Here is a 26,769-nt window from a genome sequence, read left to right as displayed (position 1 = left end):
CGTTCGGAACAGATCGACGCGGCGGTGACCGCATCCAGACCTTGGCTGAAAACCTGGAATGGTTCTGAGACAGCCTTATGGCCCGCCGTGAGCGATTTGGCTAATGCATCGTGGCGAACGCGATGATAGTCACAGCCTATGAATATGGCCGGCCTGTCCCTGCGGGATCTCGAATACGTCGTCGCCGTGGCGGAGGAGATGCATTTCGGCCGGGCTGCCGAGCGCTGCAACGTCAGCCAGCCGACCCTCAGCGTCCAGGTCCGCAAGCTGGAGGACCTCCTCGGCCTCGCCCTGTTCGAGCGCGGCAACCGCCGGGTGATGCTGACGCCGGCCGGGCAGACCATCGTGCGGCAGGCCCGCATCGTCATGGCGGAGGCCCAGCGCCTCCTCGTGCTGGCGAGCGAGGGGCGCGGCGCGCCGCTCACCGGCCGCCTCGTTCTGGCGGCGATCCAGACCCTCGGGCCCTACCTGTTTCCCCTGATCCTGCGGACCCTGCGCCAGGACTTCCCGCTCCTCGCCCTCGCCCTGAGCGAGGCGCGCACGGCCGAGATCCTCGAAGGGCTGCACAACGGGCGCATCGACGCCGCCCTGATCTCCTTGCCGGTGCCGGCGTCCGGGCTCACGGTGTCGCCCCTCTTCGTCGAACCGTTCCAGCTCGCCTGCCCGGCCGAGCATCCCCTCGCCCGGGGCGGCGCCCTGCGCGCCACCGACATCGCCGGCCCCGACCTGCTCCTCCTCGACGAGGGCAACTGCCTGCGCGACCAGACCGTGGCGGCCTGCGGGGCCGGCTCGGCCGCCGGGCGCCACGCCACCAGCCTGGAGACCCTGCGCTCGATGGTGGCGGCAGGGGCGGGCTACACCCTGCTCCCGGCCCTGGCGGTGCCCTCCGGTCCCGATCCCAGCGGCCTCACGGTGACGCGCAGCTTCGACGTGGACGGGCCGGGGCGCACCGTCGCCCTGGCCTGGCGCACCAGCGATCCGCGGGCCGACGGCCTCGCGCACCTGGCGGCGTTCTTCCGGGCCCACGCGCCGGCGGGCACCACGGCCTGCCGGGACGACGGCATGCCCCGTCCGCGCGCCGGGCGCCGTGACAGCGTCAGCGATCCGGTGTAGCGCCCGGCGCGACGGGCGTTCCCTGCCCGGCCCATTCCCGGCATCACCGTGCTCTCACTGCGCTTCATCGGCCGTTGGGCGCCCCTCCTCGGCGCCTCCGGCCTCCTGGCCTACGGCCTCGATCATGCGCATTTCCCGGCGGCCCTCCTGCTCGGGCCGATGGTGGCGGCAATCGCCTTCGGGGTCGGGGGCGCGAACCTGTCGGTGCCGAAGTTCGGCTTCCAGGCCGCCCAGGCGATGATCGGCTGCCTCGTCGCCCACACGGTGACGGGCGAGATCGTCGGCACCGTGGTGGATGACGGCTTCCTCATCCTCGCGGTGGTGCTCGTCACCGTCCTGGTCGGCGGGGCGGTCGGCTGGGCCCTGACCCGCCTGCGCATCCTGCCGGGGTCGACCGCCGCCTGGGGCTCGTCGCCCGGCGGCGCCGCCGCCATGGTGGCGATGTCGGAGGAATACGGCGCCGATCCGCGCCTCGTCGCCTTCATGCAGTACGTGCGCGTGGTCGCCGTGGTGCTCTCGGCCTCCGTCATGGCGCGCCTGCTCACCAACGTCTCCGACGTGGTCCCGGCCTCCGATCCCGTCACGGTGGCCCCGCTCGCCCTCCTGGCGACCCTGGCGGTCGCCGCCTGCGGCGCCGGCCTCGCCAAGCTCCTGCACCTTCCGGCCTTCGCCTTGACCGGGCCGATGCTGCTCGGCGCCGCCCTGCACGCCTCCGGCCTGGTCTCCATGGCCCTGCCGATGCCGATCCTCGACCTCGCCTACGCCACCATCGGCTGGTATGTCGGCCTGCGCTTCCGGCGCGAGACCCTGCGCGAGACACTCAGCGCCATGCCGGGCATCGTCGTGGCCACCCTCGGCGTGATCGCCCTGTGCGGCGGCTGGGCCTACGGCCTGACCTTTCTGCTGCCCGTCGACTTCCTCACCGCCTACCTCGCCACCAGCCCGGGCGGACTCGATTCGGTGGCCATCATCGCGGTCGGCTCGAAGGTCGACGTCTCCTTCGTGCTGGCGGTGCAGACCCTCCGGCTGTTCGTGGTGCTGGTGACGGGGCCGATCGTGGCGAAGTGGATCGCCCGCGGCGCCCCGGCGGCGCCCTGAGACAGCGCCCGGACATGCACGCCCTCTACCTCGCCTTCCTGAATTCCTGGCGCGGCCTCGTGCACGGCGCCCGGACCGAGCGGGCGGTGCGCCTGGAACTCGTGCTCCTCGCCCTCGGGGTTCCCCTGGCCCTCCTCCTCGGGTCGGGCCTCTGGGTCCGGGTCGCCCTGGTGGCGAGCCTGCTCCTGATGCTCGCCGCCGAGTTCCTGAACACCGCGGTGGAGAAGCTCTGCGACCACCTCCACCCGGCCCAGCACCCGAAGATCGGCATCGTCAAGGATCTCGCCTCGGCCGGGACCTTCTCCGCCCAGGGGATCGCGGCCCTGGTCTGGATCGCGGCCCTGATCGAGCGGCTGTCGGGTCAGCCCTGAAGCCCGGGGAATTTCTCCGAGAAGATCCGCCGGTTTCGTAAAGCCGCGGGGGCCGGTCCGATCTGGACAGGACCGGCACGGTCCTTCAACGCTGACCGCTCGGTCGATCCCTGATGGAACGACCGGAGTCAACCGAGGTGCGTTCATGGCCGTTGCCACAATCCTGAGACGAACACTGTTCGGCCTCAGCGGTCTACTTCTTCTCATGCCTCCAGCGAGCGCGGCGGACCTGCCGAAGATTGCGGTCATCGCCACCGGCGGCACGATCGCGATGAAGCTCGACCCCACCACCCACGCGCCGGTGCCGGCGCTCTCCGGCGAGGACCTCGTCGCGGCGGTCCCGAAGCTCAAGGACATCGCCGCGATCGCCGTGACGGAGTTCAGCAACGTCCCCAGCGACTACATGGGACCGGACCGCTGGCCCGGCCTGGCCCGCAAGGTCGACGAGATCCTGGCCGATCCCACGATCCGCGGCGCCATCGTCCTGCACGGCACCGACACGCTCGACCAGACCGCCTACTTCCTCGACCTCACCGTGAAGAGCGACAAGCCGATCGTGCTGGTGGGCGCCCAGCGCAACGCCTCCGACTGGGATTCGGACGGGTCGCGCAACCTGCTCAACGCCGCCCGGCAGATCCTCGCCGACGGTTCGACCGGCATGGGCGTGACCGTGACGCTCAACCACCACATCAACGCCGCCCGCGAGGTGCGCAAGACCCACACGAGCAACGTCGAGACCTTCAATTCCGGCGATGCGGGCTTCCTCGGCTACGTCGACGAGGATCGAGTCGTGTTCAGCCGCAAGTCCCTGCGCCGGCAGACCCTGCCCCTGCCCGACCGCATGCCGCGGGTCGATCTGGTGGCGATGTATGCGGGGGCCGACGGCAGCCAGGTGCGTCATGCGGCCGAGACCGGCGCCGAGGCCATCGTGGTCGAGGCCTATGGCTGGGGCAACATGAACGCCGAGATGCACGACGCGATCGCGGAGGTCATCGCCAAGGGCGTGCCGGTCGTCGTGGCCACCAAGGTCTATGACGGCCGCGCCCTGCCGGTGTACGGCTTCAAGGGCGGCGGCAACACGCTGCTGAAGGCCGGCGCCGTCTTCGCCGACGACCTGACGCCGGACAAGGCGCGCATCCTCACCCTGATCGCGCTGCCGAAGACCAAGGACCGCGCGGCCCTGCAGGCCCTGTTCGACCGGTAGCCCCTGCCGCCCCGCGACGGCGGCCACGCCGCCGTTGCGGGGCGGGAACCGGGCCGGCGCCCCGCGACAGCGCCTCGCTCGCTTCTGGCGCGCCGAGCGCCTATGTGCGGGGACACGTCCCATCGCACCGCAGCACCGCCGGAGCCCGTGTCTCCTTGACCGACTACATCCGCAAGATCCTCACCGCCCGCGTCTACGACGTCGCCATCGAGAGCCCGCTGGACCCGATGCCGCGCATGACGGCGCGCCTCGCCCGCCCGGTGCTCCTGAAGCGCGAGGACCTGCAGCCGGTCTTCTCGTTCAAGCTGCGCGGCGCCTACAACAAGATGTCGGGCCTGGCCCCCGAGCTGCTGGCCAAGGGCGTCGTCTGCGCCTCGGCCGGCAACCATGCGCAGGGCGTGGCCCTGGCGGCCGCCCGCCTGAATGTCCGCGCCGTGATCGTGATGCCGCGCACCACCCCGGCGATCAAGGTCGACGCCTGCCGGGCGCGCGGGGCCGAGGTCATCCTGTTCGGCGATGCCTTCGACGAGGCCCTGGGCCATGCCCGGGAGCTTGAGGCGCGCGACGGCCTGACCTTCCTGCATCCCTTCGACGATCCCGACGTGATCGCCGGCCAGGGCACCATCGGGATGGAGATCCTGACCCAGCATTCCGGGCCGATCGAGGCGATCTTCGTGCCCATCGGGGGCGGCGGCCTCGCGGCGGGCGTCGCCACCTTCGTGAAATACCTGCGGCCCGAAACCAAGGTCATCGGCGTCGAGCCGGACGATGCCGCCTGCATGGCCGCGGCGCTGGCCGCCGGGAAACGCGTGGTGCTGCCCACGGTCGGCCTGTTCGCGGACGGCGTCGCCGTGCGCGAGGCCGGCGCCGAGACCTTCCGGCTCTGCCGCGAGTACCTCGACGAGGTCATCACCGTCGACACCGACGCCATGTGCGCGGCGGTGAAGGACATCTTCGACGACACCCGCGCCATCTCGGAGCCCTCCGGCGCCCTGGCCCTGGCCGGCGCCAAGGCCTACGCCGCCCGGCAGGAGGGCGGCACCGGCACCCTGGTGGCGATCTCCAGCGGGGCGAACCTCAACTTCGACCGCCTGCGCCACATCGCCGAGCGCGCCGAGCTCGGCGAGCAGCGCGAGGTCCTGCTCGGCGTCACCATCCCCGAGCGGCCGGGCGCCTATCGCGCCTTCATCCAGACCCTCGGCCCCCGGGCGATCACCGAATTCAACTACCGCTACGCCGCCGGCGCCGACGCGCAGATCTTCGTGGGCATCAACCTCGCCGGCGGCCTGCGGGAGAAGCATGCCCTCATCGATTCGCTGAAGGCCGCCGGCTACCGCACCGTCGACATGAGCGACAACGAGATGGCCAAGGTCCACATCCGCTACATGGTAGGCGGACGCGCCACGGGCCTCGTCGACGAGCGGCTCTACCGCTTCCAGTTTCCCGAGCGGCCGGGGGCGCTGATGAAGTTCCTCGACGCCCTGGGCGACGGCTTCGCCATCACGCTGTTCCACTACCGCAACCACGGCGCCGATTACGGCCGGGTCCTCGCCGGCATCGACGTACCGCCGGCCGAGCGCGCCCGCTTCGATGCGGCGATCGAGGCCCTGCACTACCCGTGCGTCGACGAGACCGACAACCCGGCCTACCGGATGTTCCTGGACGACGGCCAGGGCATGGCCGGCGTTGCGGCCTGAAGCAGGCTGGCGGCATCGCCGGATCAGGGGCAGTGGTGAACGAGGTGTCGATCGCCCGCACGTCCCTTCGTCCGCGCAGCCACAAGACTTGACAAGCGCCGGGCGGTTGTCGCGCCCGGACTGGAATTCTGGATACGCTGCCAGATTGTCCCGAACGAAAGTTTTAATTCAACATTTCTCCGTAGCAACGACGTCCGCACTTCCTCTTCGGGCGTATCCCATGGCACGTTTGACCAGCCTCAACTTTCGTCTGCCCGCGATTACCGTCGGTCTGGCCCTCGTCAGCGCCACGGTGATGGGCGGGCTGAGCTGGTACAGCGCCCGCTCCGGCCTGGTCGACGCGGCCCGGGAGCGCCTCCAGTTCGCCGCCTCGGCCCGGAAGGCGGGGATCGAGCTGATCGCCGAACGGATCGGCGGAGACCTCGTCACGGTGGCGGGCAATCCGCAGGTCGGCGGCAACTTCGGTGATCTGGCCGAAGCTCTCGACCCCGCCAAGCCCGACTTCGCCGGGCTCGTCCGGACCTATACGGGTGGCGCGAACCTCGAGGCGCGCCTCGGGGCGGAGGCTTCGGGCACGATGTACGGGCGCCGCCACGCCAAGGTGCAGGAGGTCGCCCGCAAGCTCCTCGAGCGCCCGGGCTACGCCGATCTCGTCTTCGTGTCGGAGGACGGGCGCGTCGTCTACACCACCACCAAGGGCGCCGATTTCGGCCAGGCCCTGTCCGAGCCCGCGCTGGCCTCGACCGGCCTCGCCCGCCTGGTGGCGCGCCTGAAGAGCGCCGATTCCGACGCGACGCTGTACGAGGACTACGCCGCCTATCCGGCGGAGGCCGTCCCGTCGGCCTTCATCGGCCGGGCCATCGCCCGCCGCGCCAACGTCGCCATGGGCACCGGCCAGGAGGCCGCGCGCATCGGGTTCGTCCTCCTGCGCCTGACTCCCGCCCTGTTCGATCGCACCCTCTCGGACCGCGCCGGCCTCGGCGAGACCGGCCAGATCCTGGCGGTGGGCGCCGACGGCGCCCTGCGGTCCAACCCGCCCCTGTCCCCGGCCGTCACGGCCGGCAAGCCCGCGACCGACCTCGGCCTCGACAAAGCGGAGCTCGCCAGCGAGCACCCCTTTACCTACGCCAACGGGAGCGACCGTCGGATGGTGGCGACCGCCAAGGTCTCGGTGCTCGGCGCCCCCTGGACGATCCTGGCCGAGCAGGCCGAGGACGAGACCCTCACGGCGGTGGGCACCCTCACCCGGGCCCTGGCGGTCACGGCCCTCGCCGTCCTCGCCGCCACGGCGATCCTCGGCCTCCTCTTCGCCCGCACCATCGTGGGTCCCCTCGGCGCGCTGACCCGGGCCCTGCAGGCGCTGGCCCGGCGCGAATCCCTGGCCGAGGTGCCGGGCAGCCGGCGTGCCGACGAGATCGGCGACATCGCCCGGGCCGTCGTCACCATCCGCGACATCTCCCTGGAGGAGGCCGCGCAGCAGCTGAAGACCACCGAGGCGGCGCGCCTGCGGGAGGAGACCGAGCGGCGGACCCTGCTCCGCGACCTCGCGGACCGCTTCGAGCGCTCCGTGGGCGGCATCGTCGGCACGGTTTCGCAGGCCTCCGGCGACCTGCAGGGCGCCGCCACCGGCATGACCGAGGCGGTGGCCGGCACGGCACGGCGCTCGACTTCCGTGGCGGCCACCGCGCAGGAGACCGCGGGCAACGTCAACGCCGTGGCGGTGGCGGCCGAGGAGCTCGGCGCCACGGTCGGCGAGATCGGCCGCCAGGTCGAACAGGCCGCGACCATGTCGGCCCAGGCCGTGGACGAGGCCGGCCGCACCGCCGCCACCATGCAGACCCTGTCCGAGGCCGCGACCCGGATCGGCGACGTGGTCGGCCTCGTCTCGCAGATCGCCAGCCAGACCAACCTGCTGGCCCTGAACGCCACCATCGAGGCGGCGCGGGCCGGCGAGGCGGGCCGCGGCTTCGCGGTCGTCGCCGCGGAGGTGAAGAACCTCGCCGAGCAGACCAGCCGCGCCACCACGGAGATCGCCGAGCAGGTCGATGCCATCCGCTCGGCCACCACCGGCGCCACCGGGGCGATCCGCAGCATCGTCACGCGGATCGAGGGCATGAGCTTCGTCACCAGCAGCATCGCCGCTGCGGTGGAGGAGCAGGGCGTGACGACCCAGGAGATCGTGCGCAACATGGGCCAGGCCTCCTCGGGCACCGGTGCCATGAGCCAGGACATCGAGGCGGTGGCCCGCTCGGCCGCTGAGGCCGGCGCGACGGCGGACCAGGTGCAGCGGGCCTCCGCGGACCTCTCGCGGCAGTCCGAGCAGCTGCGCACGGAAGTGGCGAGCTTCCTCGCCACCGTCCGGGCCGCCTGATCGCGGCGGCCGGCGGTGGACCGCCGGGAGGTGATCGGGGAGGCTTGGTTACAGGGCGGGCGGCGGGGCCGGCCATGTCCGTGGCGGGGTTGACCCCCGGGCGGGCTCGGGCCCAATGCCGCGGTTCAACCGGGACACCGCCTCGATGCCGCCGCTCTTCGCCCTGCCCTTCCCCGCCATCGATCCGGTGGCGGTGGCGATCGGGCCGATCACCATCAAGTGGTACGCCCTCGCCTACATCGTCGGCCTGCTGGGCGGCTGGTACTATGCCCGCCGGCTGGTGGCGGCGGACCGCTACTGGGGCGTGGTGCGGCGCCCGAGCCTGAACGACATCGACGACCTCATCGTCTGGGTGGCGCTGGGCGTCGTGCTGGGCGGCCGCATCGGCTACGTACTGTTCTACAACCTGCCGCTCTACATCGCCGACCCCATCGAGATCCTGGCCATCCGCAACGGCGGCATGTCGTTCCACGGCGGCTTCCTCGGCGCCGTGCTGGCCATGGTACTGTTCGCCCGCTCCCGGAAGCTTCAGGCCCTCACCCTCCTCGACCTCGCCGCCGTCGTGGTGCCGATCGGGCTGTTCTTCGGGCGGATCGCCAACTTCGTGAACGGCGAGCTCTGGGGCCGCATCGCCCCGGACTTTCCCTACGCCATCGTGTTTCCCACCGGCGGCCCCCTTCCCCGGCACCCGAGCCAGCTCTACGAGGCGGCCACCGAGGGCGCTCTCCTGTTCGTGGTGATGATGATCGCGGTGCGGGCCCGCGGCTTCCGCAGGCCCGGCCTCATGGGCGGCATCTTCGTCCTCGGCTACGCCGTCGCGCGCACGTTCTGCGAGTTCTTCCGCGAGCCCGACCGCCAGCTCGGCTACCTGTTCGGCACCGAGACCTGGTCCACCGGCGGCATCACCATGGGCATGGTGCTCTGCGTGCCGATGGCGCTCGTCGGCCTCGCCGCCATCGTCCTGGCCCTGCGCGGCACCACCCGCCCGCGCGTGGCGATCGAGGACGGGGCGGCGTCGCCCGCGAAGGTCGATCCGGCGTGACGAGCCCGCTCTTCGCCGCGATCCGCGACGAGATCCTGGCCTCGGGTCCGATCGGACTCGACCGCTACATGACCCTCTGCCTCGGACATCCGGTGCATGGCTACTACCGCACCCGCGACCCCCTCGGGGCGCGGGGCGATTTCGTCACCGCCCCCGAGATCAGCCAGATGTTCGGCGAGCTGATCGGGATCTGGATCGCGGCGACCTGGGAGGCGATGGGCGCTCCCCCCGACCTCGCCCTGGTGGAGCTCGGCCCCGGTCGCGGCACCCTGATGCAGGACGCCCTGCGGGCGCTGTCCCGCGCCGCGCCGGCCCTGCGCCCGGCCCTGCACCTCGTGGAGACGAGCCCGGTGCTCCGGGGCGAGCAGGAATCCCGCATGTCGGGGGCGGCCCCGACCTGGCACGAATCCCTCGACACCCTGCCGCACGGCCCGACCCTCGTGGTCGCCAACGAGTTCTTCGACGCCCTCCCCGTCCGCCAGTTCCAGCGGGCCGAACGCGGCTGGTTCGAGCGCCTCGTCGGCCTCTCGCCGGACGGCAGCGCCCTCGCCTTCGGCCTGGCGGCGGAGCCCGACACGCGCATCGCCGCGAGCGGCCCCACCGGCGTCCTGATGACCCTGCCGAGCGCCGCCCTGGACGCCGTGCGCGGCCTCGCTCGCCGCGTGGTCGCCCACCGGGGCGCCGTCCTCCTCGTGGATTACGGCCATGTCCGGCCGGGCTTCGGCGATTCGCTCCAGGCCGTGCGCGGCCACGCCTTCGTTCCGCCGCTGGCCGCCCCCGGCGAGGCCGACCTCACCACCCACGTGGATTTCAGCGCCCTCGGCCGGGCCGCCACCGGCGAAGGGGCGATCCTGCACGGCCCCGTGGACCAGCGCGACTTCCTTCTGGCGCTGGGCCTGCGCGAGCGCGCCGAGGGGCTGGGCCGGACCGCGAGCGAGGCGCAGCGCGAGGCCATCACGGCGGCGGCGACCCGCCTGACCGATCCGTCCCGGCGCGGCATGGGCAGCCTGTTCAAGGCGATGGCGTTCTCGGATGCGACGCTCGCGGCGCTGCCGGGGCTTCCGCCGGCGGGGCGATGATCGGACAGGTCGGCTCAGTGGGCGCGGCGGGCGAACCACAGGGTCCCGAGGCCCAGCGCCAGGGCGCCGAGTGGGAACAGCAGCAGGGTCAGGGTGTGGGCGTCCATGGCCGAACCCTCGATGGCGGGACTCCCCATGCCGACGAACTCGCGCCGCGTGTCGGAGCGGCAGGATGCCCGTGCAGGCCGTGCCCATCAACCGCAAAACTTGACTCAGGCCCGCCGTCGGACTAACCGCCTCCCTATTCATTCGACGGTCTGATCGTCACCACGAACGCCGACCGGCCCTGCGAGGCCGGAGGTCAACGCCCGACAGCGCGATGCGCCCTCGGGCGGGTTTCGCGTTGGGGACAGGGCGTCGGCCCCGGCCACACCGTCGTCGCGAGTCCCGATGCCCAACGCTGCAGCGAACACGACCCTGCGCATCGAGGATGCGGTGAACGACACCTGCCCGTGGTCGGGCAAGCCGATCGCGGCCGATTCGCTCACCCTCTACAACGGCGCGGTGGTGGGCTTCTGCGACCCGGGCTGCCGGGACAAGTTCGCCCAGGCGATCCGCGGCTTCGAGGACGCGCTCCAGGCGCGCCGGGCCGAGAGCGCGGGCGTCAACCAGTGACCGGTTCGACGACGATGCCGGTCCAGGGAGCCTGACGCATGTTCGAAGGCCTGTCCGATCGCCTCTCCGGAATCCTCTCCGGCCTCACGCGCCGCGGCGCCCTCACCGAGGCCGACGTCACCGCCGCCCTGCGCGAGGTCCGGCGCGCCCTGCTGGAGGCCGACGTCGCCCTCGAGGTGGTGCGTGGCTTCACCGAGAAGGTGCGCGAGAAGGCCGTCGGCGCCGTCGTCCTCAAGTCGGTCACCCCCGGCCAGATGGTCGTCAAGATCGTCAACGACGAACTCGTGGCGATGCTGGGCTCGGAAGCCGGCATCATCGATCTCAACGCCCCGGCCCCCGTCGCCATCCTGATGGTCGGCCTGCAGGGCTCGGGCAAGACCACCACCACCGCCAAGATCGCCCGCCGGCTGGTCGCCCGCGACAAGCGCCGGGTGCTGCTGGCCTCCCTCGACACCCGCCGCCCGGCCGCCATGGAGCAGCTCGCGATCCTGGCCAAGCAGGTCGAGGTCGAGAGCCTGCCGATCGTCGCCGGCCAGTCGGCGGTTCAGATCGCCCGGCGCGCCATGGACGCGGCCCGCCTCGGCGGCTTCGACGTGGTCATGCTCGACACCGCCGGCCGCATCACCCTCGACGAGGCGCTGATGGCGGAGGCGGCCGAGGTCAAGGCCGCCACCAACCCGCACGAGGTGCTTCTCGTCGCCGACGCCCTCACCGGCCAGGACGCGGTCAACACCGCCCGCGCTTTCGACGAGCGTCTCGGCGTCACCGGCATCGTGCTGACCCGCATGGACGGCGATTCCCGCGGCGGCGCGGCCCTGTCGATGCGCGCCGTCACCGGCAAGCCGATCAAGCTCGTCGGCACCGGCGAGAAGGTCGACGCCCTGGAGGAGTTCCACCCCTCCCGCGTCGCCAACCGCATCCTCGGCATGGGCGACATCGTCTCCCTTGTCGAGAAGGCGGCTGAGACCATCGACCACGAGCAGGCGCTCCGCACGGCGGAGAAGATGCGCAAGGGCAAGTTCGACCTCGACGACCTGTCGATGCAGCTCGCCCAGATGGAGAAGATGGGCGGCATCGGCGGCCTGATGGGCATGCTTCCCGGCATGGGCCAGATGAAGAAGCAGGTCGAGAACGCCAACCTCGACGAGAAGATGTTCAAGCGCCAGCGGGCCATCATCTCGTCGATGACCGCCCAGGAGCGGAAGAATCCCGACATCCTCAAGAATTCCCGCAAGAAGCGCATCGCAGCGGGCTCGGGGACGAAGGTGGAGGAGCTGAACAAGCTCCTCAAGATGCACCGGACCATGGCCGACATGATGAAGGCGATGGGCTCGGGCAAGCGCGGCATCGGCCAGGCCCTCGGCTCGATGTTCGGCATGGGGGGCGGTGGGATGCCGGGCGGCATGCCCGGCCTGCCCCCCGGCATGCCGGAGCCGACGCCGGAAATGATCGCCGACATGCAGAAGCAGCTCGGCGGCAAGCTCCCCCCGATGCCTCCGGGCCTCGGGGGCAAGATGCCGGGCCTGCCCGGGCTCGGGGGTCCCAAGGGCCCCGGCGGCCTGCCGGGTCTCGGCGGATTCCCCTTCGGGAAGAAGAAGTAGCGACGGGGGCGTAGCGCATAGCGAGTCGGGTTCGCGCCCACGGACTCGCCATTCGCTACGCGCGCCTCGCCCTCACACGACACACCGACCTTTGGAGTAGAACCATGTCCCTCAAGATCCGTCTCACCCGTGGCGGCGCCAAGAAGCGCCCGTACTATCGCATCGTCGTCGCCGACGCCCGCGCCCCCCGCGACGGCCGCTTCATCGACAAGGTCGGCGTCTACGACCCGATGAAGGCCAAGGACGATCCGGCCCGCATCGTGCTCGAGGCCGACAAGATCCAGGCCTGGCTCGCCAAGGGCGCCCAGCCCACCGACCGCGTCCTGCGCTTCCTCGACGCCGCCGGCCTCGCCAAGCGCCCCGCGCGCAACAACCCGCAGAAGGCCGAGCCGGGCGAGAAGGCCAAGGAGCGCGCCGCCAAGCGTGCCGAGAAGGCCGCCGCCCCGGCCGAAGACGCCGCGGCCTGAGGTCCCCCGCATGGCCCGTCGTCCCGGAGGCACATCGACCCACGGTGACGGCGGGCGCCGTGCGCGGCCCGGCCGCATCGGCAGCGCGGCGGCCACCTCGGCCCACCGGCCGCGGCCCGAGGCCGACGCGCCCCTGCCGCCCACCGACCCGAGCCTCGTCCAGATGGGCGAGTTCGGGCGGGCGCACGGGCTCAACGGCGAGGTCCGGTTGAAATCCTACACCGGCGACCCGCAGGCGATCGCGTCCTATGGGCCGCTGATCGGCGCCGACGGCCGCCGCGTCGAACTCACGGACGTCCGGCAGGCCGGCGGCGCCTCCCCCGACCTGCTGGTCGTGCGGGTGAAGGGCGTCGGCGACCGCACCGGCGCGGAAGGCCTCAACCGCCTCGCCCTGTACCTGCCGCGCGAGCGTCTCGGCACCGTGTCGGACGCGGACGAATTCTTCACAGCCGACCTCGTCGGCCTCGCGGTGGTCGACACGCAGGGCACGGTCCTGGGCACCGTCGCGGACGTGCCGAACTACGGCGGCGGCGATCTCCTGGAGATCAAGCCGGCCCTGGGCGGTGCCACCGCCCTCCTGCCCTTCACCAAAATCTTCGTGCCCGAGCTCGACATCGCCGGCGGCCGCGTCGTGGTCGATCCGCCGGAGGACCTGTTCGCCCCGGCCCAGCCGCGCCCCCCGGACGAGCCCGCCTGAGGGGAAGGCGGCCGCGCGATCGCGCCGACGCCGCCGATTGCCGAAATCCCTCTTCCCCGGACGGGAAAGAGTCCTCCGCCTGCGATCTCCGCACCCGGCCGCGCGACGCACCCGGCTCTCAGGCGGCGTCGGCCTGCGCGCCCGGTGCCCCCTCGCCCGGTGCGCACGCGCTCCGCGGCGGACCGATGCAGGTCCGGTTGCGACCACTCCCCTTCGCGGCGTAGAGCGCCGCGTCGGCGACGCGGTAGAGCTCTCTGGCCCCTCTCGCCCCCGCGCGGACCGACGCGGTGCTGGCCAGGCCGATGCTCACCGTCAGGGCGCCCGCCGGGATGCCGGCGGCGGGAAGCCCGAGGCGGCGGACTTCGGCATGGACGGCGTCGGCCACCCGCTGGGCGCCCGCACCGTCCGTTCCGGCGAGCAGCATCACGAACTCCTCGCCGCCCACCCGGCAGACGAGATCGCCCGGGTGGCGCGCACTCGCCAGGAGGCAGCGCGCCAATCCCTGCAGGACCTCGTCCCCGACGGCGTGTCCGTGGCGGTCGTTCACCGCCTTGAAGTGATCGGCGTCGATGACCAGCAGGGAGAACGGCGCGCCGCCGGAGCGACCCGACCGTTCGACATCCGCCAGGGCCTCCTCGAAGCGGCGCCGGTTCGGCAGGCCGGTCAGCGGATCGGTGAGGGAGAGGCGCGCCAGTTCCACCTGCATCCGTCCCCGGTGCCGGAGCTCGCGCCCGAAGAGCAGCGAGAGGCCGGCGCAGAGCCCGCACAGGATCGACACGATGCTGCCGATCACCAGCGCCTTGGCGCGCCACTCGGCATCGATCTCGTCGGGCGCCAGGGTCACGGCGAGGATCAGGGGGAGGTCGCCGATCCGCGTGAAGGTGTGGTGGCGCGGCTCGGTGCTGCGGACGGCGCTGCCGAGGAAGCTGCCGCTGCCCTCCCGCACGAAGCGCTGAAAGGACGGCGAGGCCGCGACGCTGTCCCCGATCGCGCCTTCGAAGAAGGGGTGCCGCATGATGCGCCGCCCGTCGCGGGCATAGAGGTTGATCGCGCCCTTGGCGCCGAGGGCGAGATTGGCGAACAGGCGGCTGAAATAGGTGAGCTTCAGGGAGGCCTGGACCACGCCGCCGAAGCTACCGTCCGGCTTGTTGATCCGGCGACTGAGCACGATGATGGGGACGCCGAGCATCCGCGAGGTCATGGGCTCGCTGATGAACAGGCCGAGGTCGGCCCGGTCGCGATGGGCGCGGAAATAGCTGCGGTCGGCGTTGTTCAGGCGCCGGGCCGGGACCGCGTTCGCGTCGTAGACGGTGTCGCCGTTCTCGTCGACCACGAGGAAGACCCCCATGTCCCGTGCCGTGACGGCCCGGTCGAAGAGGATCAGCTGGCGCAGGGCCGGACTCACGGCCGAGAAGCCCGGCGCCGCGAGATTGTCGACGGCGCCGCGCAGGGAGAGGTCGACGATCTCGACGTTGCGCGCGATGTCGCGTTCGATGACCTGAAGCAGGTTGCGGGACGTCTGCGCGGCCTTGTCCCGGGCATCGTTGCGCAGATCGACCAGCATCAGGCCGGACACCACGAGGAGGCCGAGAGGCGCCAGGACGCCGAGTCCGATCCAGGCTCGCGCCGCGCTCAGGCGGCTCGTGAGATCCGGCAGCATCCGCATCGGCGACTCCGAAACCTCCGGTTGTGCATTCGAGACTCAGATGCCACGGAAAGTCCTAAGCAGAGCTTGTCCGTCCCCAAGCCGGAAACCGACGCGGTGACGCCGGAGCCCATTTGTCTCAGCAAACCACTTCGGGACGCCGAGGCCGGGAGCCGCCGGGCGGTTCCGCGGCCTGGGGGCCCCGGTGGGGCACCTTTTCGGGTCACATGGCGCGGCGATCCGACTCGGAGGAAGGGCATGGCCCCGGCCGAATCAGGCCCTGCCTGGGCTGCCGCATGCCCGCTCCGGTCGAGTCCGACGGCACCTGTCACGCGCGGGTCCCCTCTCCAGGACGGAGAGGGACGGGTGGAGTGTGGAACCGCGTCGGATGGGGCATGCCCCTCACCCCGGCCTCCGCCCGCACGGAAAAGGGGTCCTGATCCGACCGAGCCACCCGAGGCCATCCATCGGACGGGGTCTCAGGCGGCGCGGACGCCCGAGAGGAACCGGCTCACCTCGGCGCTGAGATGCTCGGACTGCCGCGACAGCTCGGAGGCCGAGGCGAGCACCTGCGTGGCCGCCGCACCGGTCTCCTCCGAGGCCCTGGCCACGCCCGAGATGTTGCCGGTGACCTCGCTCGTGCCCTGGGCCGCCTGGGCGACGTTGCGCACGATCTCCTGGGTGGCGGCCCCCTGCTGCTCGACCGCCGCGGCGATGCCGCTCGCCATTCCGTCGATCTCGCGGATCCGGCCGGTGATGCCCCCGATCGCGGAGACCGCCTGGTCGGTGACGCCCTGGATCTCGCCGATCTGGCGCGCGATCTCCTCCGTCGCCCGGGCGGTCTGCCCGGCCAGCTCCTTGACCTCCGTGGCCACCACCGCGAAACCCCGCCCCGCTTCGCCCGCCCGCGCCGCCTCGATGGTGGCGTTCAGCGCCAGCAGGTTGGTCTGCCCGGCGATGTTCGAGATCAGCCCGACCATGTCGCCGATCCGGGCCGAGGTGGTCCGCAGGGCCTGGACAAGCTGGCCCGTCTGATCCGCCTCGCCGACGGCCGCCTGCGCGAGCCCCGCCGAGCCCTGAACCTGTCGGCCGATCTCCTGGACCGAGGAGCCGAGTTCCTCGGCGGCGGCCGCCACGGTGCCGACGTTCGACGCGGCCTCCTCGGCCGCCGCTGCGACCTGGCTGGACTGGGCCGCCGTCTCCTGGGCCGTCGCAGTCATCTGCTGGGCCGTCGCCTGCAACTCCGTCGCCGAGGACGAGACGAGACCGACGATGCCGCCCACGGCGCGCTCGAAGCCGTCCGCAAGCTCGATCATCGTGCGCCTGCGTTCCGTCACCGCGGCCGCGTCGGCGATGCGGCGGATCTCGGCCTGCTCGGCCGCCTTCTGCGCCACCATCGTCTTGATGCCCTCAACCGCGCGGGCGACCGCGCCGACCTCGTCGCCGCGGCGCGCCTCCGGGATCGTCGCCTCGAAGGAGCCCTGCGCCATGCGCTCGAGAACGCCGACCAGGCTGGCCAGCGGCCGGGTGATCCCCAGGATGCCCACGAAGGCGGCGGTCAGGAGGCCGGCGAGCATGCCGAGGGTGCTGAACAGGATCAGGCTGTGGCGGGTGGCATTGGTCTGGGCGGTCAAATCGGCCGAGCCCTTCTCCATTGACGCGGCGATGTCCTCGCCGAGCTGGCTGCCTTCCTGGACCATGAGGGCGAAAGTCGGGTCGATGGCGCGGTGCACCAGAACGATGGCCTCCGCGTTCCGGTTCGCCGTCCCCAGCCGGCGGACCTCGGACACGTCTTGCACGAACCGCTCGACGCGCGCGGTCTGCGCCTCGACGCGGGTGCCGAAGGACGGGGCCTGCAGGCGCAGGTCGGCGAGGGCCTGGCGCATCGGCGCGAGCGTGGCCTCGAATCCGTCATTGGCCGCCTTCATCTGGGCGTCGTCGGTTTCCGCGATGACCCGGTAGACCCAGTAATTCATCTCGAAAACGAGCCGGTTCACCCGGCGGGCGGTCGCCGCACCCTTGGCATCCCGTGAGATGAACAGACTATAGGCATTGTCGATCTCCGTCATACGCCCCTGAGCGAACCAGACACAGACGCCGACCATTAGGGCGATGAGCGCTACGATGGCTCCCAGCTTCGGTAAAATCTTGACCCTGGATAAAAACGACATGGGAGCATCCCGAATTTTTCGGTCAAGATCCAGCACGCCGATTAAAGTTTGATGGAGATTGTGGAGGATTTCTTCGTCTAGATGAACTGAAACCCGTCATTTCGAGAGGCCCGGTGGTGCGGATCGATCCGAGACCGCTCGAAGCCGCGGATCATCCCCGATCCAGCTCGGCGCGAGCGCGGCCGAGGCCCACCTGCCTTCCCCGGATCAGGCGCCCGGGGAGACGTCGCGGAGCTGGCCGATGAGCCAGCGGCCGGCCGGGCCCGGCGGACGCTCCATCGGGTAGACGGCCCACATCGGCAGGAACAGACCGCCCTTCGGCAGGGCAGCGACGTCGAGGCGCACGAGCTGACCGTTGGCGAGATCCTCGGCCACCACGTCCAGGGGCATGCCGCCCCAGCCGAGACCGGAGCGCAGGAAGGCGTGCTTCGATCCGAGGTCGGCGAGCCGCCAAGTGCGCGGCGAGAACACGCCGAATTCCCGCCCCTTGGTCAGGTCGCTGCGGTCGGTCAGAACGAGCTGGACCTGTTCGGCGAGGTCGGCGGTGGCGATCGGGCCGGTCCGGCGGGCGAGCGGGTGAGCGGGCGCCGCGACCATCACGAGTTCGATCTGCCGCAGGGGCTCGCGGGCAAGTTCGGGAGGCAACAGCGGCGTCGCCCCCGCCACCGCGAAGGCGCAGCGTCCGTCGAGGACCGGCGCGATCACCGCCCCCAGGGTCTCGACCTGAATGCGCAGGGGCGTCTCGGGGAAGGCCGGCTGGAAGGCCGCGATCGCCTGCGTCACCACCTGGATCGGAAACAGCACGTCGAGGACGATGCTCACCTCCGGCTCCAGGCCGCCGGCGAGGTCGCGGGCCTGCGCCTTGAAGGTCTCGGAGGCCGCCACCGTGGCGCGCGCATGGGCCAGGAGCACGCGCCCGGCCTCCGTCAGCACCGGGTAACGGCTGGTGCGGTCGAACAGCTTCACCCCCGACTGGGCTTCCAGGTTGGCCAGGGACTGGCTCACCAGGGACTGCGCGCGTCCGAGCTTGCGTCCGGCGGCCGAGAAGCTGCCGGTGTCCACGGCGGCCACGAAGGTGCGGAGCTGATCGAGGGTGAGCGGGTCGAGCATCCATCTGCCTGGGTGATGGGATGCATCGAATGATAGAGGCTTCGCTGGGAGAGGGCCACCACCTAGATCGGGACTCACAGCCGAGCCGCTCCGGCCCCGGCGATCGCAGACCCGGATGATCCCCCATGTCCCTCGCCCTCACCGCCTCTCCCGCTCCCACGCGCGCCCGCACCGTCACGGCCTGGGCGCTGCAGGGTCTCCTCGCCCTCGTCTTCCTCGCGGCGGGCGGCGCCAAGCTCGCCTGCGCGCCGATGATGGTGCAGGTCTACGACCTCATCGGCGTCGGCCAGTGGTTCCGGATCGTCACCGGCCTCGTGGAGGTCGCCGGCGCCGTCGCCCTGCTGATCCCCGGCTTCGCGGGCCTCGCCGCCCTCTGGCTCGCCGCCACCATGGTGGGCGCCGTGATCGCCCACCTGGTCGTCCTGCCCACGCCCGCCGCCCCGGCCGCAATGCTCCTCGTCCTGACCGCGACCCTGGCCTGGCTGCGCCGGGACCAGACCCGCTCGGTCCTGGGCCTGCGGCGCTGATCGGCGGAAACCCTTCGCTGCCCGTCGCCCCCGCGTCACGTCGCCCCCGCCCGCGAGAAACCCCACCATGGACATCGGCATCGACAGCTTCGCCGTCACCCTCCCCGATCCGAAGACGGGCCGGACCCTCTCGGCGGCCGAGCGCATGGAACGCCTGCTCGACGAGGTCGAAGCCGCCGACCGCTCTGGCCTCGACGTGTTCGGCATCGGCGAGCATCACCGGGCGGAGTTCCTCGACGCCGCCCCCGCCGTCATCCTGGCGGCCGCGGCCGCCCGCACCCGTCGCATCCGCCTGACCAGCGCCGTGACCGTGCTGAGCGCGGCCGATCCGGTGCGGGTCTTCCAGGACTTCGCCACCCTCGACCTGATCGCCCGGGGCCGCGCCGAGATGGTGGTCGGACGGGGCTCCTTCGGCGAGGCCTACCCGCTCTTCGGCTTCGCGGCCGAGGACTACGACGCCCTGTTCGCGGAGAAGCTCGAGCTGCTGCTCGCCCTGCGCGCGCAGACCCACGTCACCTGGCGGGGCCGCTTCCGCCCCCCGCTCACCGGACAGGGCGTCTACCCGCGCCCGTACCAGGAGCGCCTCCCGATCTGGGTCGGCGTGGGCGGGACGCCGGCCTCCTTCGCCCGCGCCGGCACCCTCGGCCTGCCCCTGATGGTGGCGATCATCGGCGGCCGCTTCGAGCGCTTCCGGCCCCTGGTGGAGCTCTACCGCGAGGCCGGCCGCCGGGCCGGGCACGCCCCCGAGACCCTGAAGGTCGGCGTCCACGCCATCGGCTTCGTCGCCGACACCGACCGCGCGGCCCGGGAGGCGTTCTATCCGGGCTGGGCCGCGATGTTCGGCAAGATCGGAGCCGAACGCGGCTGGCCGAGTTCCGGCCTCGAGGAGCAGTTCGCCGCCATGTGCGCGCCCGGCGGGTCCTACCTCATCGGCGCCCCGGAGACGGTCGCCGCGAAGGTGCGGGCCGCCGACGCCGTCCTCGGCGGCCTGTCCCGCCTCACCTTCCAGATGAGCTCGGCGATGCAGGAGCCGGAGGCCATGCAGCGCTCCATCGCCCTGCTGGGCACCGAGGTGAAGCCGCGAGTGAGGGCGGCCGCCTGACGCTCCCGCCCCGTCACCGCCCCGCCAAATCGTGAAACCCGGATAACCGGCTGTTAAGCGTCGCGTGGGTAGATTTCCCACGTATCGACGGCCGGGCTTTCCCGGTGCCCCGAACCCCCGTGCGCCCCCATGAGCACCATTGCCTCCGCGGCCTCCCCGGTTTTCGCTCCGCGGCCGCCACCGCGCCCTCACGGGGCGATGAAGGAGCAGATGGCGTCGACCATCTCCAGCGAACTGTCCGCCGGCGCCCTGAGCGGCACGGACGCCACCGCCCTCACCTCGGCCCTCACGGCGATCGACACGGGCCTGTCCGCGTCGTCGAGCGGCAAGGCCGCCGGGGGAGCGGCGGCGGCACGCGATCCGGCCTCCCTGACGGACCGGATCGACGGACTGATCGCGGATCAGGTCAGCGCCGGCACCCTCACGGACGATCAGGCGGGCGCGCTGAAATCCCTCTTCGCCAGCGGCGGGCAGAGCACGCGCGCGTCGCAGGCCGACGGTGCGCGCGAGGCGGGCGGCCCGCCCCCAGGTCCGTCGCCGGACGGCGCGGCGTCCGGTTCGGATGACGGCACGACGAACGGCTCCGCCACGCGCGCCTCGGTCAGCGACCTCCTGAGCAGCTTCATCAAGCAACTGCAGAGCGTCCAGGCCACCGGGTCCGCCTACGGCGCCAACGGAACGAACCGCACCAGCAGCGCGTCCTCGGCCCTGGTCCTCGACACCAGCGCCTGACGGCGGAGTCGCCCACCCGCTCACCGCGCGCGCTTGGACGCCCCATCCTTGGCGCCCCGGGTGGTCTCGTCCCGGCAGGGGCGGATGGAACCCGGATTCGGCCGGTCGGCGGCGGCGGGCGCCGCGAAGATCGCGAGGTAGCCGACGCCGCCCTCCAGCACCGAGAAGCCGGTCTGACGGTATCCGGCGGCCGTCAGCTCGCAGGCGAGCAGCGCCGGCGGCGTGCCGTGCCGCGAGGGCACGTCGTCGGCGTCGACGATCCCGATCCGGCCGCCCGGCTTCATCATCGGCGCGAGGTTGTGGAGCAGGCCGAAGGGCTGGGCGATCTCGTGGTACATGTGGACCAGCACGGCGGCGTCGAGGGAGGCCGGCGGCAGGCGTGGATCGTGCGGCTCGCCACGCACCACCGTGACGTTGGTGAGCGCGCTCTTGGCGATGCGCCCCTCCAGCCCTGCCAGGTAGCGCGGCGTCACGTCCTCGGCATAGACGTGTCCCTGGGGACCGACCCGCTCGGCCATCCGCACCGTGTAGTAGCCGCTGCCCGCGCCGATATCGGCGACGCTCTGGCCGGCCGCGATGCCCATGAGCCGCATCACCTGCCCGACCTCGTCGACCGAATCGCGCTGCGCCTCCGAGGCCCAGAGCGGGGCGACGATCTCGGCCACCGGCCGGTCGGGCCTCGGGAAGGCCGCGGCGGGCGTACCCGCCGGGGCCAAAGGCTCGGCCGCCCGGACGGGCCGCAACAGGCCGAACCCCGTCAGGGCCAGCGCCAGGGTGACGGTCCGGACGAGGGCAACGAGGAGCCGGGGACGGAGCGAGGGGGAAGCGGCCATGCAGGCTTAACCCGCCGTCGCCGGATCGGTGCCACGTTGACCCAGCGCGCCTGCGCGCGCCAGTAAGCACCATGACCGCCAGTCCCTGGAACGCCACCGTCCTCACCCTCTATCCGGAGATGTTTCCGGGGCCGCTCGGGGTGTCCCTGTCCGGGGATGCGCTGGCGCGGGGCACCTGGAGCCTGGAGGCCCGCGACATCCGCGAGCACGGCCTAGGCCGGCACCGGGCGGTGGACGACACCCCCGCCGGGGGCGGCGCCGGCATGGTGCTGCGCTGCGACGTCCTCGCCGCCGCCATCGACGCCGCGGGCGCGCCCGACGATCCCCGGCCCCGGCTCCTCATGAGTCCACGGGGCCGCCCCCTGACGCAGGCGCGCGTCCGGTCCTTGAGCGCGGGGCCCGGCGTGCTCGTCGTCTGCGGCCGCTTCGAGGGCGTGGACGAGCGCGTGATCGCCGGGCGCGGCCTCGAGGAGGTCTCCATCGGCGACTACATCCTCTCCGGCGGCGAGATCGCCGCCCTTGTGGTGCTCGACGCCTGCGTGCGCCTCCTGCCCGGCGTGATGGGCAAGCTCGCCTCCGGCGAGGAGGAGAGCTTCGAGACGGGCCATCTCGAATACCCGCACTACACCCGCCCCCGGGACTGGGAGGGCCGGGCGATCCCGGACGTCCTCACCGGCGGCAACCACGGCGCCATCGCGCGATGGCGCCGGGCCGAGGCCCTGCGCCTCACCCAGGAGCGCCGACCCGACCTGCTGCGCTCCCGCGAGGACTGACGCGTCGCCTCCGGCCGGGTTGCCCCGCCACCCGCACCGGGCATAGTCGCCGGGATCCGAACCGGGAGAGGCCGATGCCGAACGAGCGCGTAACGATCCGGACGCCCGACGGGGATTGCCCGATGGACGTCCTGGTGCCCCCCGGCCACGGGCCGTGGCCGGCGGTGATCCTCTACATGGATGCCGGGGGAATCCGGCCTGCGATGCGCGACATGGCCCGGCACCTGTCCGAGGCCGGCTACGTCGTCGCCCTGCCGGATCTCTTCTACCGCTACGGTACGGCCCCTTCGTGCCGCGGGAGGTCTTCGCCGGCGACTTCCGCGCAACCCTCGGCCCGCTGATGGCCACGACCGATCCCCAGAAGGCGGCGGGGGATACGGACGCGATCCTGGCCTATCTCGATACGCGCGCCGACGTCGCGGGCGCGACCGTCGGTGCCGTGGGCTTCTGCATGGGTGGCGGCATGGCGCTGGCCGCGGCGGGGCGGAACCCGGATCGCTTCGCGGCGGTGGCCAGCTTCCACGGCGGCAACCTCGCCACCGACGCACCGACGAGCCCGCACCGGTTCGTCGCGAAGCTGCGGGCGGAGGTCACCATCGCGGCGGCCGAGAACGATGGCAGCTACCCGCCCGCGATGGCCGAGCGCCTGGAGGAGGCCCTGACGCAGGCGGGCGTCCGGTACTCTACCCGGATCTACCCGGCCGCCCACGGCTGGATGATGCCGGACTTCCCCGTCTACGACGCCGAGGCCGCCGCGCAGGGATGGGACGCGCTGCTTGCCCTGTTCCGCCGAACCCTGCCGGGCGGCCCCCGCGCGAGCGCATGAGGCGTGCGCGGACCGCGCGGGATGCCGCCGTCCCGCACGGCCCACGCGACCGTTTCAGGCGGCGAGGTCGCGCATCACCGCGATGAGGTCCGACTTGCCCTCGAAGCCGATGCCGGGAAGCTCGGGCATGACGATGTGCCCGGCCTCGACCCGCACCCCGTCCGGGAAGCCGCCATAGGGCTGGAACAGGTCCGGATAGCTCTCGTTTCCGCCGAGGCCGAGGCCCGCCGCGATGTTGAGCGACATCTGGTGCCCACCATGCGGGATGCAGCGCTTCGGCGACCAGCCGAACTGCTCCAGCACGTCGAGGGTGCGCAGGTACTCCACCAAGCCGTAGGACAGGGCGCAGTCGAACTGCAGCCAGTCGCGGTCCGGGCGCATGCCGCCGTAGCGCAGGAGGTTGCGGGCGTCCTGATGCGAGAACAGGTTCTCGCCCGTGGCCATCGGGCCCGGATAGAACTCCGACATCGCCGCCTGCAGGGCGTAGTCGAGGGGATCGCCGATCTCCTCGTACCAGAACAGCGGGTACTGGCGGAGCATCTTGGCGTAGGCGATGGCGGTCTCGAGGTCGAAGCGCCCGTTCACGTCGACGGCGAGCTGCGCGGCCGAGCCGATCTCCGCGAGCACCGCCTCGATGCGGCGCTGGTCCTCCGCGATCGGAACGCCGCCGATCTTCATCTTCACCACGGTGTAGCCGCGGTCGAGGTAACTGCGCATCTCGGCGCGCAGCTGGGTGTCGTCCTTGCCCGGATAGTAGTAGCCGCCCGCCGCGTAGACGAAGACGCGCGGGTCGGCCTCGATGCCCTTCTGCTCGGCGAGCATCCGGAACAGCGGCTTGCCGGCGATCTTGGCGGTCGCGTCCCAGATCGCCATGTCGAGGGTGCCCACCGCCACCGAGCGCTCGCCGTGGCCGCCGGGCTTCTCGTTGGTCATCATCGCCGCCCAGAGCTTGTGCGGGTCGAGGTTGTCCCCGGCCGCGTTCAGTACGCTCTTGGGGTCGGCTTCCAGGAGGCGATTGCGGAAGCGCTCGCGGATGAGGCCGCCCTGGCCGTAGCGGCCGTTCGAGTTGAAGCCGTAGCCCACCACCCGGCGGCCGTCGCGCTCGATGTCGGTGACGACGGCGACGAGGCTGGCGGTCATCTTCGAGAAGTCGATGTAGGCGTTGCGGATGGGCGAGGCGATCGGCTTGGTGACCTCGCAGACGTCGACGATGCGCATGGGGACTCTCCTGGGTTCACTGGGCGGAGGGAAATGGGTGGGGTGACGGGGGCGCGGCCTCAGGAGGCGAGCGCGGCGGGCAATGCCCGATCGGCTCCCGGCCGGGTCTCGGCCGGAACGACGTCGGCGGCGGCGATGGCGGCCCGGTTGCGGTAGGCCTCCTCGGCCCCGCCGCGATCGAAGGCGCCCTCCCACTGGGCGATCGCGATGGTGGCCACCGCGTTGCCGATGAGGTTGGTGACCGCCCGCGCCTCGTTCATGAAGCGGTCGACGCCGAGCAGGAGCACGAGGCCGGCGACCGGGACGGTGTGGAGGCTCGACAGGGTGGCGGCGAGGGTGACGAACCCGGCCCCGGCCACGCCCGCGGAGCCTTTCGAGGTCAGGAGCAGCACCCCGAGGACGACGAGCTGGTCGCCGAGGCCCAGTGGCGTGTTGGTGGCCTGCGCCACGAAGATCGCCGCCATGGTCAGGTAGATGCAGGTGCCGTCCGCGTTGAAGGTGTAGCCCGTGGGCAGCACCAGGCCGACGACGGATTTCTCGCAGCCCAGCCGTTCCAGCTTGGCCATCATGCGCGGCATGACGGCCTCGGTGGAGCAGGTCCCGAAGGTGATGAGGATCTCGTCCTTGAAGTAGCTCAGCACTTTGGCGAGGGAGAACCCGGTCCAGGCGCAGACCGAGCCGAGCACCAGCACGACGAACAGGATCGACGTGGCGTAGACGCCGAGCATCAGGTAGGCGAGCGACCAGACGGTGCCGAACCCGTACTTGCCGATGGTGAAGGCGACCCCCGCCCCGGCCCCGATGGGGGCCAGCCGCATCACCATGGCGACGACGCGGAACAGCGCGTCGAGCAGGCTGTCGATGACGGCGACCACCGGCTTGCCGCGCTCGCCGGCCTGGACCAGGGCGAGGCCGAGCAGCAGCGAGATCAAGATGATCTGCAGCATGGCGCCCTTGGCGAAGGCATCCACGATGGTGGTGGGGATGATGTCCATCAGGAAGCCGACGAAGCCCGGCTGCGCCTCGGCCCGCTTGGCGTAGGCGGCGATGGCGCTGCCGTCGATGTGGCTGGCGTCGATGTTCATGCCCACGCCCGGCTGCATCAGGTTGACCACGACGAGGCCGATGACGAGGGCGAGCGTCGAGACGACCTCGAAGTAGACGAGCGCCCGCACGCCGATGCGCCCGACCTCCTTCATGTTGCCCATCTTGGCGATGCCGACGACGATGGTGCCGAAGATGACCGGCGCGAGCAGCATCTTGATCAGCTTGATGAAGCCGTCGGCCAGGGGCTGGAGCGTCACGGCGACCTCCGGCAGCAAGACGCCGACAAGACCACCCAAGACGATCGCAATGAAGACCTGAACATAGAGCCTGCCGAGCCATGACTTCATGCTCTGTTTCCTCCCATCTGCCACGTTCTAGGCAGTTTCCTCGGTGATCCCTCTTGTGGGGCTTGGCGTTGTGCTTACGCCTGGACAGCTGCGCTCGGCCAATGCCATGTTCGGTTCGCGCTATGCAGGGACGGCATCGGACGGGCGGATGGACCTGGACTGGCTGAAGGACTTCCTCGCGCTGGCCGAGCAGAAGACGTTCTCGCGCGCGGCCGAGGCGCGGAGCGTGACGCAGCCGGCCTTCAGCCGCCGCATCCGGGCCCTGGAGGACTGGGTCGGTACGTCCCTGTTCCTGCGCGGGGCGCAGGGGGCGACGCTGACGCCGGCCGGACTCCACTTCCAGCCGGCGGCCCAGGACCTGCTGCGGAGCCTCGAGCGGGCGCGGCGGGAGGCGCAGGGGGTCGGCGCCCAGGACACCGCGACGCTGTCGATCGCGGCGACGCACGCCCTGTCCTTCACGTTCTTCCCGGGCTGGGTCCGGCAGGTCATGCAGTCCCGGATGCTCGGGACCCTGAACCTCGTCTCGGACAGCATGGAAGCCTGCGAGCAGATCATGCTGTCGGGCGAGGTGCACTTCCTGCTCTGCCACTTCCACGCGGATGCGCCGACGCGCTTCGATCCGGACCGGTTCGAGAGCGTCCGGGTCGGGCACGACCTCCTCGTTCCGCTCTGCGCGCCGGCTCCGGGCGGCGCGGGCACCTGGTCGCTGCCCGGATCGCCCGACGACCCGATCCCCTACCTGGCCTACAGTCAGGCCTCGGGCCTCGGGCGCATCCTCGCGAGCTGCCGGACGGACGCGTCGCTCCACCTCGCGACCCGCTTCACCTCGCACCTCGCCGCGACGCTGACGACCATGGCGCGCGAAGGCCACGGCGTCGCCTGGCTGCCGCAGACGGTGGCGGCCGAGGACCAGGCCCGCGGCCGCCTCCGGCGCGCCGGGCCCGAACCCTTCGACGTGCCTATCGAGATCCGGCTGTTCCGCTCGCCGGAGTGCCGCAACCACGCCGCCGACGCGCTCTGGGCCTATCTCCGCGACACGTGACCCGCGCCGTCATCGGGAGACCCGTTTCGCCCCGGCTCGTG

26 protein-coding genes are annotated in these 26,769 nt (G+C 71.8%); 19 read left to right on the top strand and 7 right to left on the bottom strand.

The window, feature by feature from the left end:
• Positions 1 to 138 precede the first annotated feature (138 nt).
• The 8 genes from ASG63_RS00185 (at position 139) to ASG63_RS00150 (ending at position 9,975) form a co-directional block, all read left to right on the top strand.
• Positions 139 to 1,113, top strand: a complete 975-nt coding sequence (locus tag ASG63_RS00185) for a LysR substrate-binding domain-containing protein (RefSeq protein ID WP_056210890.1) — start codon at positions 139 to 141, stop codon at positions 1,111 to 1,113.
• A gap of 48 nt (positions 1,114 to 1,161) precedes the next feature.
• On the top strand, positions 1,162 to 2,211 hold the full coding sequence (locus tag ASG63_RS00180) for an AbrB family transcriptional regulator (RefSeq protein WP_056210889.1): 1,050 nt from the start codon (positions 1,162 to 1,164) through the stop codon (positions 2,209 to 2,211).
• Positions 2,212 to 2,225: 14 nt separating this feature from the next.
• A complete protein-coding gene (locus ASG63_RS00175) occupies positions 2,226 to 2,582 on the top strand; it encodes a diacylglycerol kinase (RefSeq protein ID WP_056211420.1) in 357 nt (118 codons plus the stop codon).
• Positions 2,583 to 2,727: 145 nt separating this feature from the next.
• Positions 2,728 to 3,786: an asparaginase gene (locus ASG63_RS00170; protein ID WP_443189760.1), complete on the top strand. Its 1,059-nt coding sequence runs from the start codon at positions 2,728 to 2,730 to the stop codon at positions 3,784 to 3,786.
• Positions 3,787 to 3,890: 104 nt separating this feature from the next.
• Entirely contained in the window at positions 3,891 to 5,483 is a 1,593-nt protein-coding gene (ilvA, locus tag ASG63_RS00165; protein ID WP_082559120.1) for a threonine ammonia-lyase, biosynthetic, read from the top strand.
• A gap of 220 nt (positions 5,484 to 5,703) precedes the next feature.
• Positions 5,704 to 7,854: a methyl-accepting chemotaxis protein gene (locus ASG63_RS00160; RefSeq protein ID WP_056210885.1), complete on the top strand. Its 2,151-nt coding sequence runs from the start codon at positions 5,704 to 5,706 to the stop codon at positions 7,852 to 7,854.
• A gap of 145 nt (positions 7,855 to 7,999) precedes the next feature.
• On the top strand, positions 8,000 to 8,896 hold the full coding sequence (gene lgt / locus ASG63_RS00155; RefSeq protein ID WP_056211418.1) for a prolipoprotein diacylglyceryl transferase: 897 nt from the start codon (positions 8,000 to 8,002) through the stop codon (positions 8,894 to 8,896).
• Positions 8,893 to 9,975: a class I SAM-dependent methyltransferase gene (locus ASG63_RS00150; RefSeq protein ID WP_056210882.1), complete on the top strand. Its 1,083-nt coding sequence runs from the start codon at positions 8,893 to 8,895 to the stop codon at positions 9,973 to 9,975. The genes lgt and ASG63_RS00150 overlap by 4 nt, the downstream gene beginning before the upstream one ends.
• A gap of 14 nt (positions 9,976 to 9,989) precedes the next feature.
• On the opposite strand, the gene ASG63_RS26735 is transcribed toward ASG63_RS00150, so the two are convergent.
• On the bottom strand, positions 9,990 to 10,112 hold the full coding sequence (locus tag ASG63_RS26735; protein WP_274534705.1) for a hypothetical protein: 123 nt from the start codon (positions 10,110 to 10,112) through the stop codon (positions 9,990 to 9,992).
• Between the two features lie 253 nt (positions 10,113 to 10,365).
• On the opposite strand from ASG63_RS26735, the gene ASG63_RS00145 reads away from it, so the two are divergent.
• The 4 genes from ASG63_RS00145 to rimM all read left to right on the top strand — a co-directional run bounded on the left by ASG63_RS00145 (position 10,366) and on the right by rimM (position 13,355).
• Entirely contained in the window at positions 10,366 to 10,590 is a 225-nt protein-coding gene (locus ASG63_RS00145) for a hypothetical protein (RefSeq protein WP_056210880.1), read from the top strand.
• Positions 10,591 to 10,628: 38 nt separating this feature from the next.
• A complete protein-coding gene (ffh, locus tag ASG63_RS00140; protein WP_056210878.1) occupies positions 10,629 to 12,191 on the top strand; it encodes a signal recognition particle protein in 1,563 nt (520 codons plus the stop codon).
• Between the two features lie 104 nt (positions 12,192 to 12,295).
• Positions 12,296 to 12,658, top strand: a complete 363-nt coding sequence (gene rpsP, locus ASG63_RS00135; protein ID WP_055957770.1) for a 30S ribosomal protein S16 — start codon at positions 12,296 to 12,298, stop codon at positions 12,656 to 12,658.
• Positions 12,659 to 12,668: 10 nt separating this feature from the next.
• Positions 12,669 to 13,355, top strand: coding sequence for a ribosome maturation factor RimM (gene rimM / locus ASG63_RS00130; protein WP_056210876.1), 687 nt, complete (start codon positions 12,669 to 12,671; stop codon positions 13,353 to 13,355).
• A gap of 118 nt (positions 13,356 to 13,473) precedes the next feature.
• Here rimM and ASG63_RS00125 read toward each other — a convergent pair whose 3' ends face one another.
• The 3 genes from ASG63_RS00125 to ASG63_RS00115 form a co-directional block, all read right to left on the bottom strand.
• On the bottom strand, positions 13,474 to 15,021 hold the full coding sequence (locus ASG63_RS00125) for a sensor domain-containing diguanylate cyclase (protein ID WP_056210875.1): 1,548 nt from the start codon (positions 15,019 to 15,021) through the stop codon (positions 13,474 to 13,476).
• Between the two features lie 458 nt (positions 15,022 to 15,479).
• Positions 15,480 to 17,171 (bottom strand): methyl-accepting chemotaxis protein, encoded by a 1,692-nt coding sequence (locus ASG63_RS00120; RefSeq protein WP_056210873.1) that lies wholly within the window; start codon positions 17,169 to 17,171, stop codon positions 15,480 to 15,482.
• A gap of 207 nt (positions 17,172 to 17,378) precedes the next feature.
• Positions 17,379 to 18,281: a LysR family transcriptional regulator gene (locus ASG63_RS00115; protein ID WP_056210871.1), complete on the bottom strand. Its 903-nt coding sequence runs from the start codon at positions 18,279 to 18,281 to the stop codon at positions 17,379 to 17,381.
• 125 nt (positions 18,282 to 18,406) lie between these two features.
• Between ASG63_RS00115 and ASG63_RS00110 the strand changes: the two genes are divergently transcribed.
• The 3 genes from ASG63_RS00110 to ASG63_RS00100 all read left to right on the top strand — a co-directional run bounded on the left by ASG63_RS00110 (position 18,407) and on the right by ASG63_RS00100 (position 20,642).
• The gene (locus ASG63_RS00110) at positions 18,407 to 18,808 is read left to right on the top strand and encodes a DoxX family protein (RefSeq protein ID WP_056210869.1); all 402 of its coding nucleotides are present in this window, start codon (positions 18,407 to 18,409) and stop codon (positions 18,806 to 18,808) included.
• A 67-nt stretch (positions 18,809 to 18,875) separates the two neighbouring features.
• The gene (locus tag ASG63_RS00105) at positions 18,876 to 19,910 is read left to right on the top strand and encodes an Atu2307/SP_0267 family LLM class monooxygenase (RefSeq protein WP_056210867.1); all 1,035 of its coding nucleotides are present in this window, start codon (positions 18,876 to 18,878) and stop codon (positions 19,908 to 19,910) included.
• Between the two features lie 210 nt (positions 19,911 to 20,120).
• Positions 20,121 to 20,642 carry a hypothetical protein gene (locus ASG63_RS00100; protein WP_056210865.1) on the top strand — a complete coding sequence of 174 codons (522 nt, stop codon included), beginning with the start codon at positions 20,121 to 20,123 and terminating at the stop codon, positions 20,640 to 20,642.
• 20 nt (positions 20,643 to 20,662) lie between these two features.
• Here the strand turns inward: ASG63_RS00100 and ASG63_RS00095 are convergent, their stop codons facing one another.
• On the bottom strand, positions 20,663 to 21,475 hold the full coding sequence (locus ASG63_RS00095) for a class I SAM-dependent methyltransferase (RefSeq protein ID WP_082559118.1): 813 nt from the start codon (positions 21,473 to 21,475) through the stop codon (positions 20,663 to 20,665).
• Positions 21,476 to 21,546: 71 nt separating this feature from the next.
• Here ASG63_RS00095 and trmD point away from each other — a divergent pair, with 71 nt between their 5' ends.
• The 3 genes from trmD to ASG63_RS00085 all read left to right on the top strand — a co-directional run bounded on the left by trmD (position 21,547) and on the right by ASG63_RS00085 (position 23,074).
• The gene (gene trmD, locus ASG63_RS00090) at positions 21,547 to 22,248 is read left to right on the top strand and encodes a tRNA (guanosine(37)-N1)-methyltransferase TrmD (protein ID WP_056210863.1); all 702 of its coding nucleotides are present in this window, start codon (positions 21,547 to 21,549) and stop codon (positions 22,246 to 22,248) included.
• Positions 22,249 to 22,322: 74 nt separating this feature from the next.
• Positions 22,323 to 22,589: a dienelactone hydrolase family protein gene (locus ASG63_RS26730; RefSeq protein WP_274534704.1), complete on the top strand. Its 267-nt coding sequence runs from the start codon at positions 22,323 to 22,325 to the stop codon at positions 22,587 to 22,589.
• Positions 22,589 to 23,074, top strand: coding sequence for a dienelactone hydrolase family protein (locus ASG63_RS00085; protein WP_274534707.1), 486 nt, complete (start codon positions 22,589 to 22,591; stop codon positions 23,072 to 23,074). Before ASG63_RS26730 ends, ASG63_RS00085 begins: the two co-directional genes overlap by 1 nt.
• Before the next feature lie 54 nt (positions 23,075 to 23,128).
• Here the strand turns inward: ASG63_RS00085 and ASG63_RS00080 are convergent, their stop codons facing one another.
• Together ASG63_RS00080 and dctA are read right to left on the bottom strand one after the other, a co-directional pair.
• A complete protein-coding gene (locus ASG63_RS00080) occupies positions 23,129 to 24,292 on the bottom strand; it encodes a mandelate racemase/muconate lactonizing enzyme family protein (RefSeq protein WP_056210860.1) in 1,164 nt (387 codons plus the stop codon).
• Between the two features lie 59 nt (positions 24,293 to 24,351).
• The gene (dctA, locus tag ASG63_RS00075) at positions 24,352 to 25,686 is read right to left on the bottom strand and encodes a C4-dicarboxylate transporter DctA (protein WP_056210858.1); all 1,335 of its coding nucleotides are present in this window, start codon (positions 25,684 to 25,686) and stop codon (positions 24,352 to 24,354) included.
• Positions 25,687 to 25,834: 148 nt separating this feature from the next.
• Here dctA and ASG63_RS00070 point away from each other — a divergent pair, with 148 nt between their 5' ends.
• Entirely contained in the window at positions 25,835 to 26,728 is an 894-nt protein-coding gene (locus tag ASG63_RS00070; RefSeq protein WP_056210857.1) for a LysR family transcriptional regulator, read from the top strand.
• The last annotated feature ends 41 nt before the right edge of the window (positions 26,729 to 26,769 follow it).

The organism is Methylobacterium sp. Leaf94, from assembly GCF_001426045.1.
In the GTDB taxonomy this organism is placed as follows: Bacteria; Pseudomonadota; Alphaproteobacteria; order Rhizobiales; family Beijerinckiaceae; genus Methylobacterium.
Note: the sequence above shows the minus strand (reverse complement) of the source record. Positions and strands in the feature narration are given on the sequence as shown.

Coding starts and splice junctions, on each gene's coding strand:
- ffh (WP_056210878.1), top strand. CDS start 10,629: ATGTTCGAAGGCCTGTCCGATCGCCTCTCCGGAATCCTCTCCGGCCTC.
- trmD (WP_056210863.1), top strand. CDS start 21,547: ATGACCGCCAGTCCCTGGAACGCCACCGTCCTCACCCTCTATCCGGAG.
- ASG63_RS00110 (WP_056210869.1), top strand. CDS start 18,407: ATGTCCCTCGCCCTCACCGCCTCTCCCGCTCCCACGCGCGCCCGCACC.
- ASG63_RS00125 (WP_056210875.1), bottom strand. CDS start 15,021: ATGCGGATGCTGCCGGATCTCACGAGCCGCCTGAGCGCGGCGCGAGCC.
- rpsP (WP_055957770.1), top strand. CDS start 12,296: ATGTCCCTCAAGATCCGTCTCACCCGTGGCGGCGCCAAGAAGCGCCCG.
- ASG63_RS00145 (WP_056210880.1), top strand. CDS start 10,366: ATGCCCAACGCTGCAGCGAACACGACCCTGCGCATCGAGGATGCGGTG.
- ASG63_RS00175 (WP_056211420.1), top strand. CDS start 2,226: ATGCACGCCCTCTACCTCGCCTTCCTGAATTCCTGGCGCGGCCTCGTG.
- rimM (WP_056210876.1), top strand. CDS start 12,669: ATGGCCCGTCGTCCCGGAGGCACATCGACCCACGGTGACGGCGGGCGC.
- lgt (WP_056211418.1), top strand. CDS start 8,000: ATGCCGCCGCTCTTCGCCCTGCCCTTCCCCGCCATCGATCCGGTGGCG.
- ASG63_RS00070 (WP_056210857.1), top strand. CDS start 25,835: ATGGACCTGGACTGGCTGAAGGACTTCCTCGCGCTGGCCGAGCAGAAG.
- dctA (WP_056210858.1), bottom strand. CDS start 25,686: ATGAAGTCATGGCTCGGCAGGCTCTATGTTCAGGTCTTCATTGCGATC.
- ASG63_RS00185 (WP_056210890.1), top strand. CDS start 139: ATGAATATGGCCGGCCTGTCCCTGCGGGATCTCGAATACGTCGTCGCC.
- ASG63_RS26730 (WP_274534704.1), top strand. CDS start 22,323: ATGCCGAACGAGCGCGTAACGATCCGGACGCCCGACGGGGATTGCCCG.
- ASG63_RS00085 (WP_274534707.1), top strand. CDS start 22,589: ATGGCCACGACCGATCCCCAGAAGGCGGCGGGGGATACGGACGCGATC.
- ASG63_RS00120 (WP_056210873.1), bottom strand. CDS start 17,171: ATGTCGTTTTTATCCAGGGTCAAGATTTTACCGAAGCTGGGAGCCATC.
- ASG63_RS26735 (WP_274534705.1), bottom strand. CDS start 10,112: ATGGGGAGTCCCGCCATCGAGGGTTCGGCCATGGACGCCCACACCCTG.
- ASG63_RS00100 (WP_056210865.1), top strand. CDS start 20,121: ATGGCGTCGACCATCTCCAGCGAACTGTCCGCCGGCGCCCTGAGCGGC.
- ASG63_RS00160 (WP_056210885.1), top strand. CDS start 5,704: ATGGCACGTTTGACCAGCCTCAACTTTCGTCTGCCCGCGATTACCGTC.
- ASG63_RS00080 (WP_056210860.1), bottom strand. CDS start 24,292: ATGCGCATCGTCGACGTCTGCGAGGTCACCAAGCCGATCGCCTCGCCC.
- ASG63_RS00115 (WP_056210871.1), bottom strand. CDS start 18,281: ATGCTCGACCCGCTCACCCTCGATCAGCTCCGCACCTTCGTGGCCGCC.
- ASG63_RS00105 (WP_056210867.1), top strand. CDS start 18,876: ATGGACATCGGCATCGACAGCTTCGCCGTCACCCTCCCCGATCCGAAG.
- ASG63_RS00095 (WP_082559118.1), bottom strand. CDS start 21,475: ATGGCCGCTTCCCCCTCGCTCCGTCCCCGGCTCCTCGTTGCCCTCGTC.
- ASG63_RS00170 (WP_443189760.1), top strand. CDS start 2,728: ATGGCCGTTGCCACAATCCTGAGACGAACACTGTTCGGCCTCAGCGGT.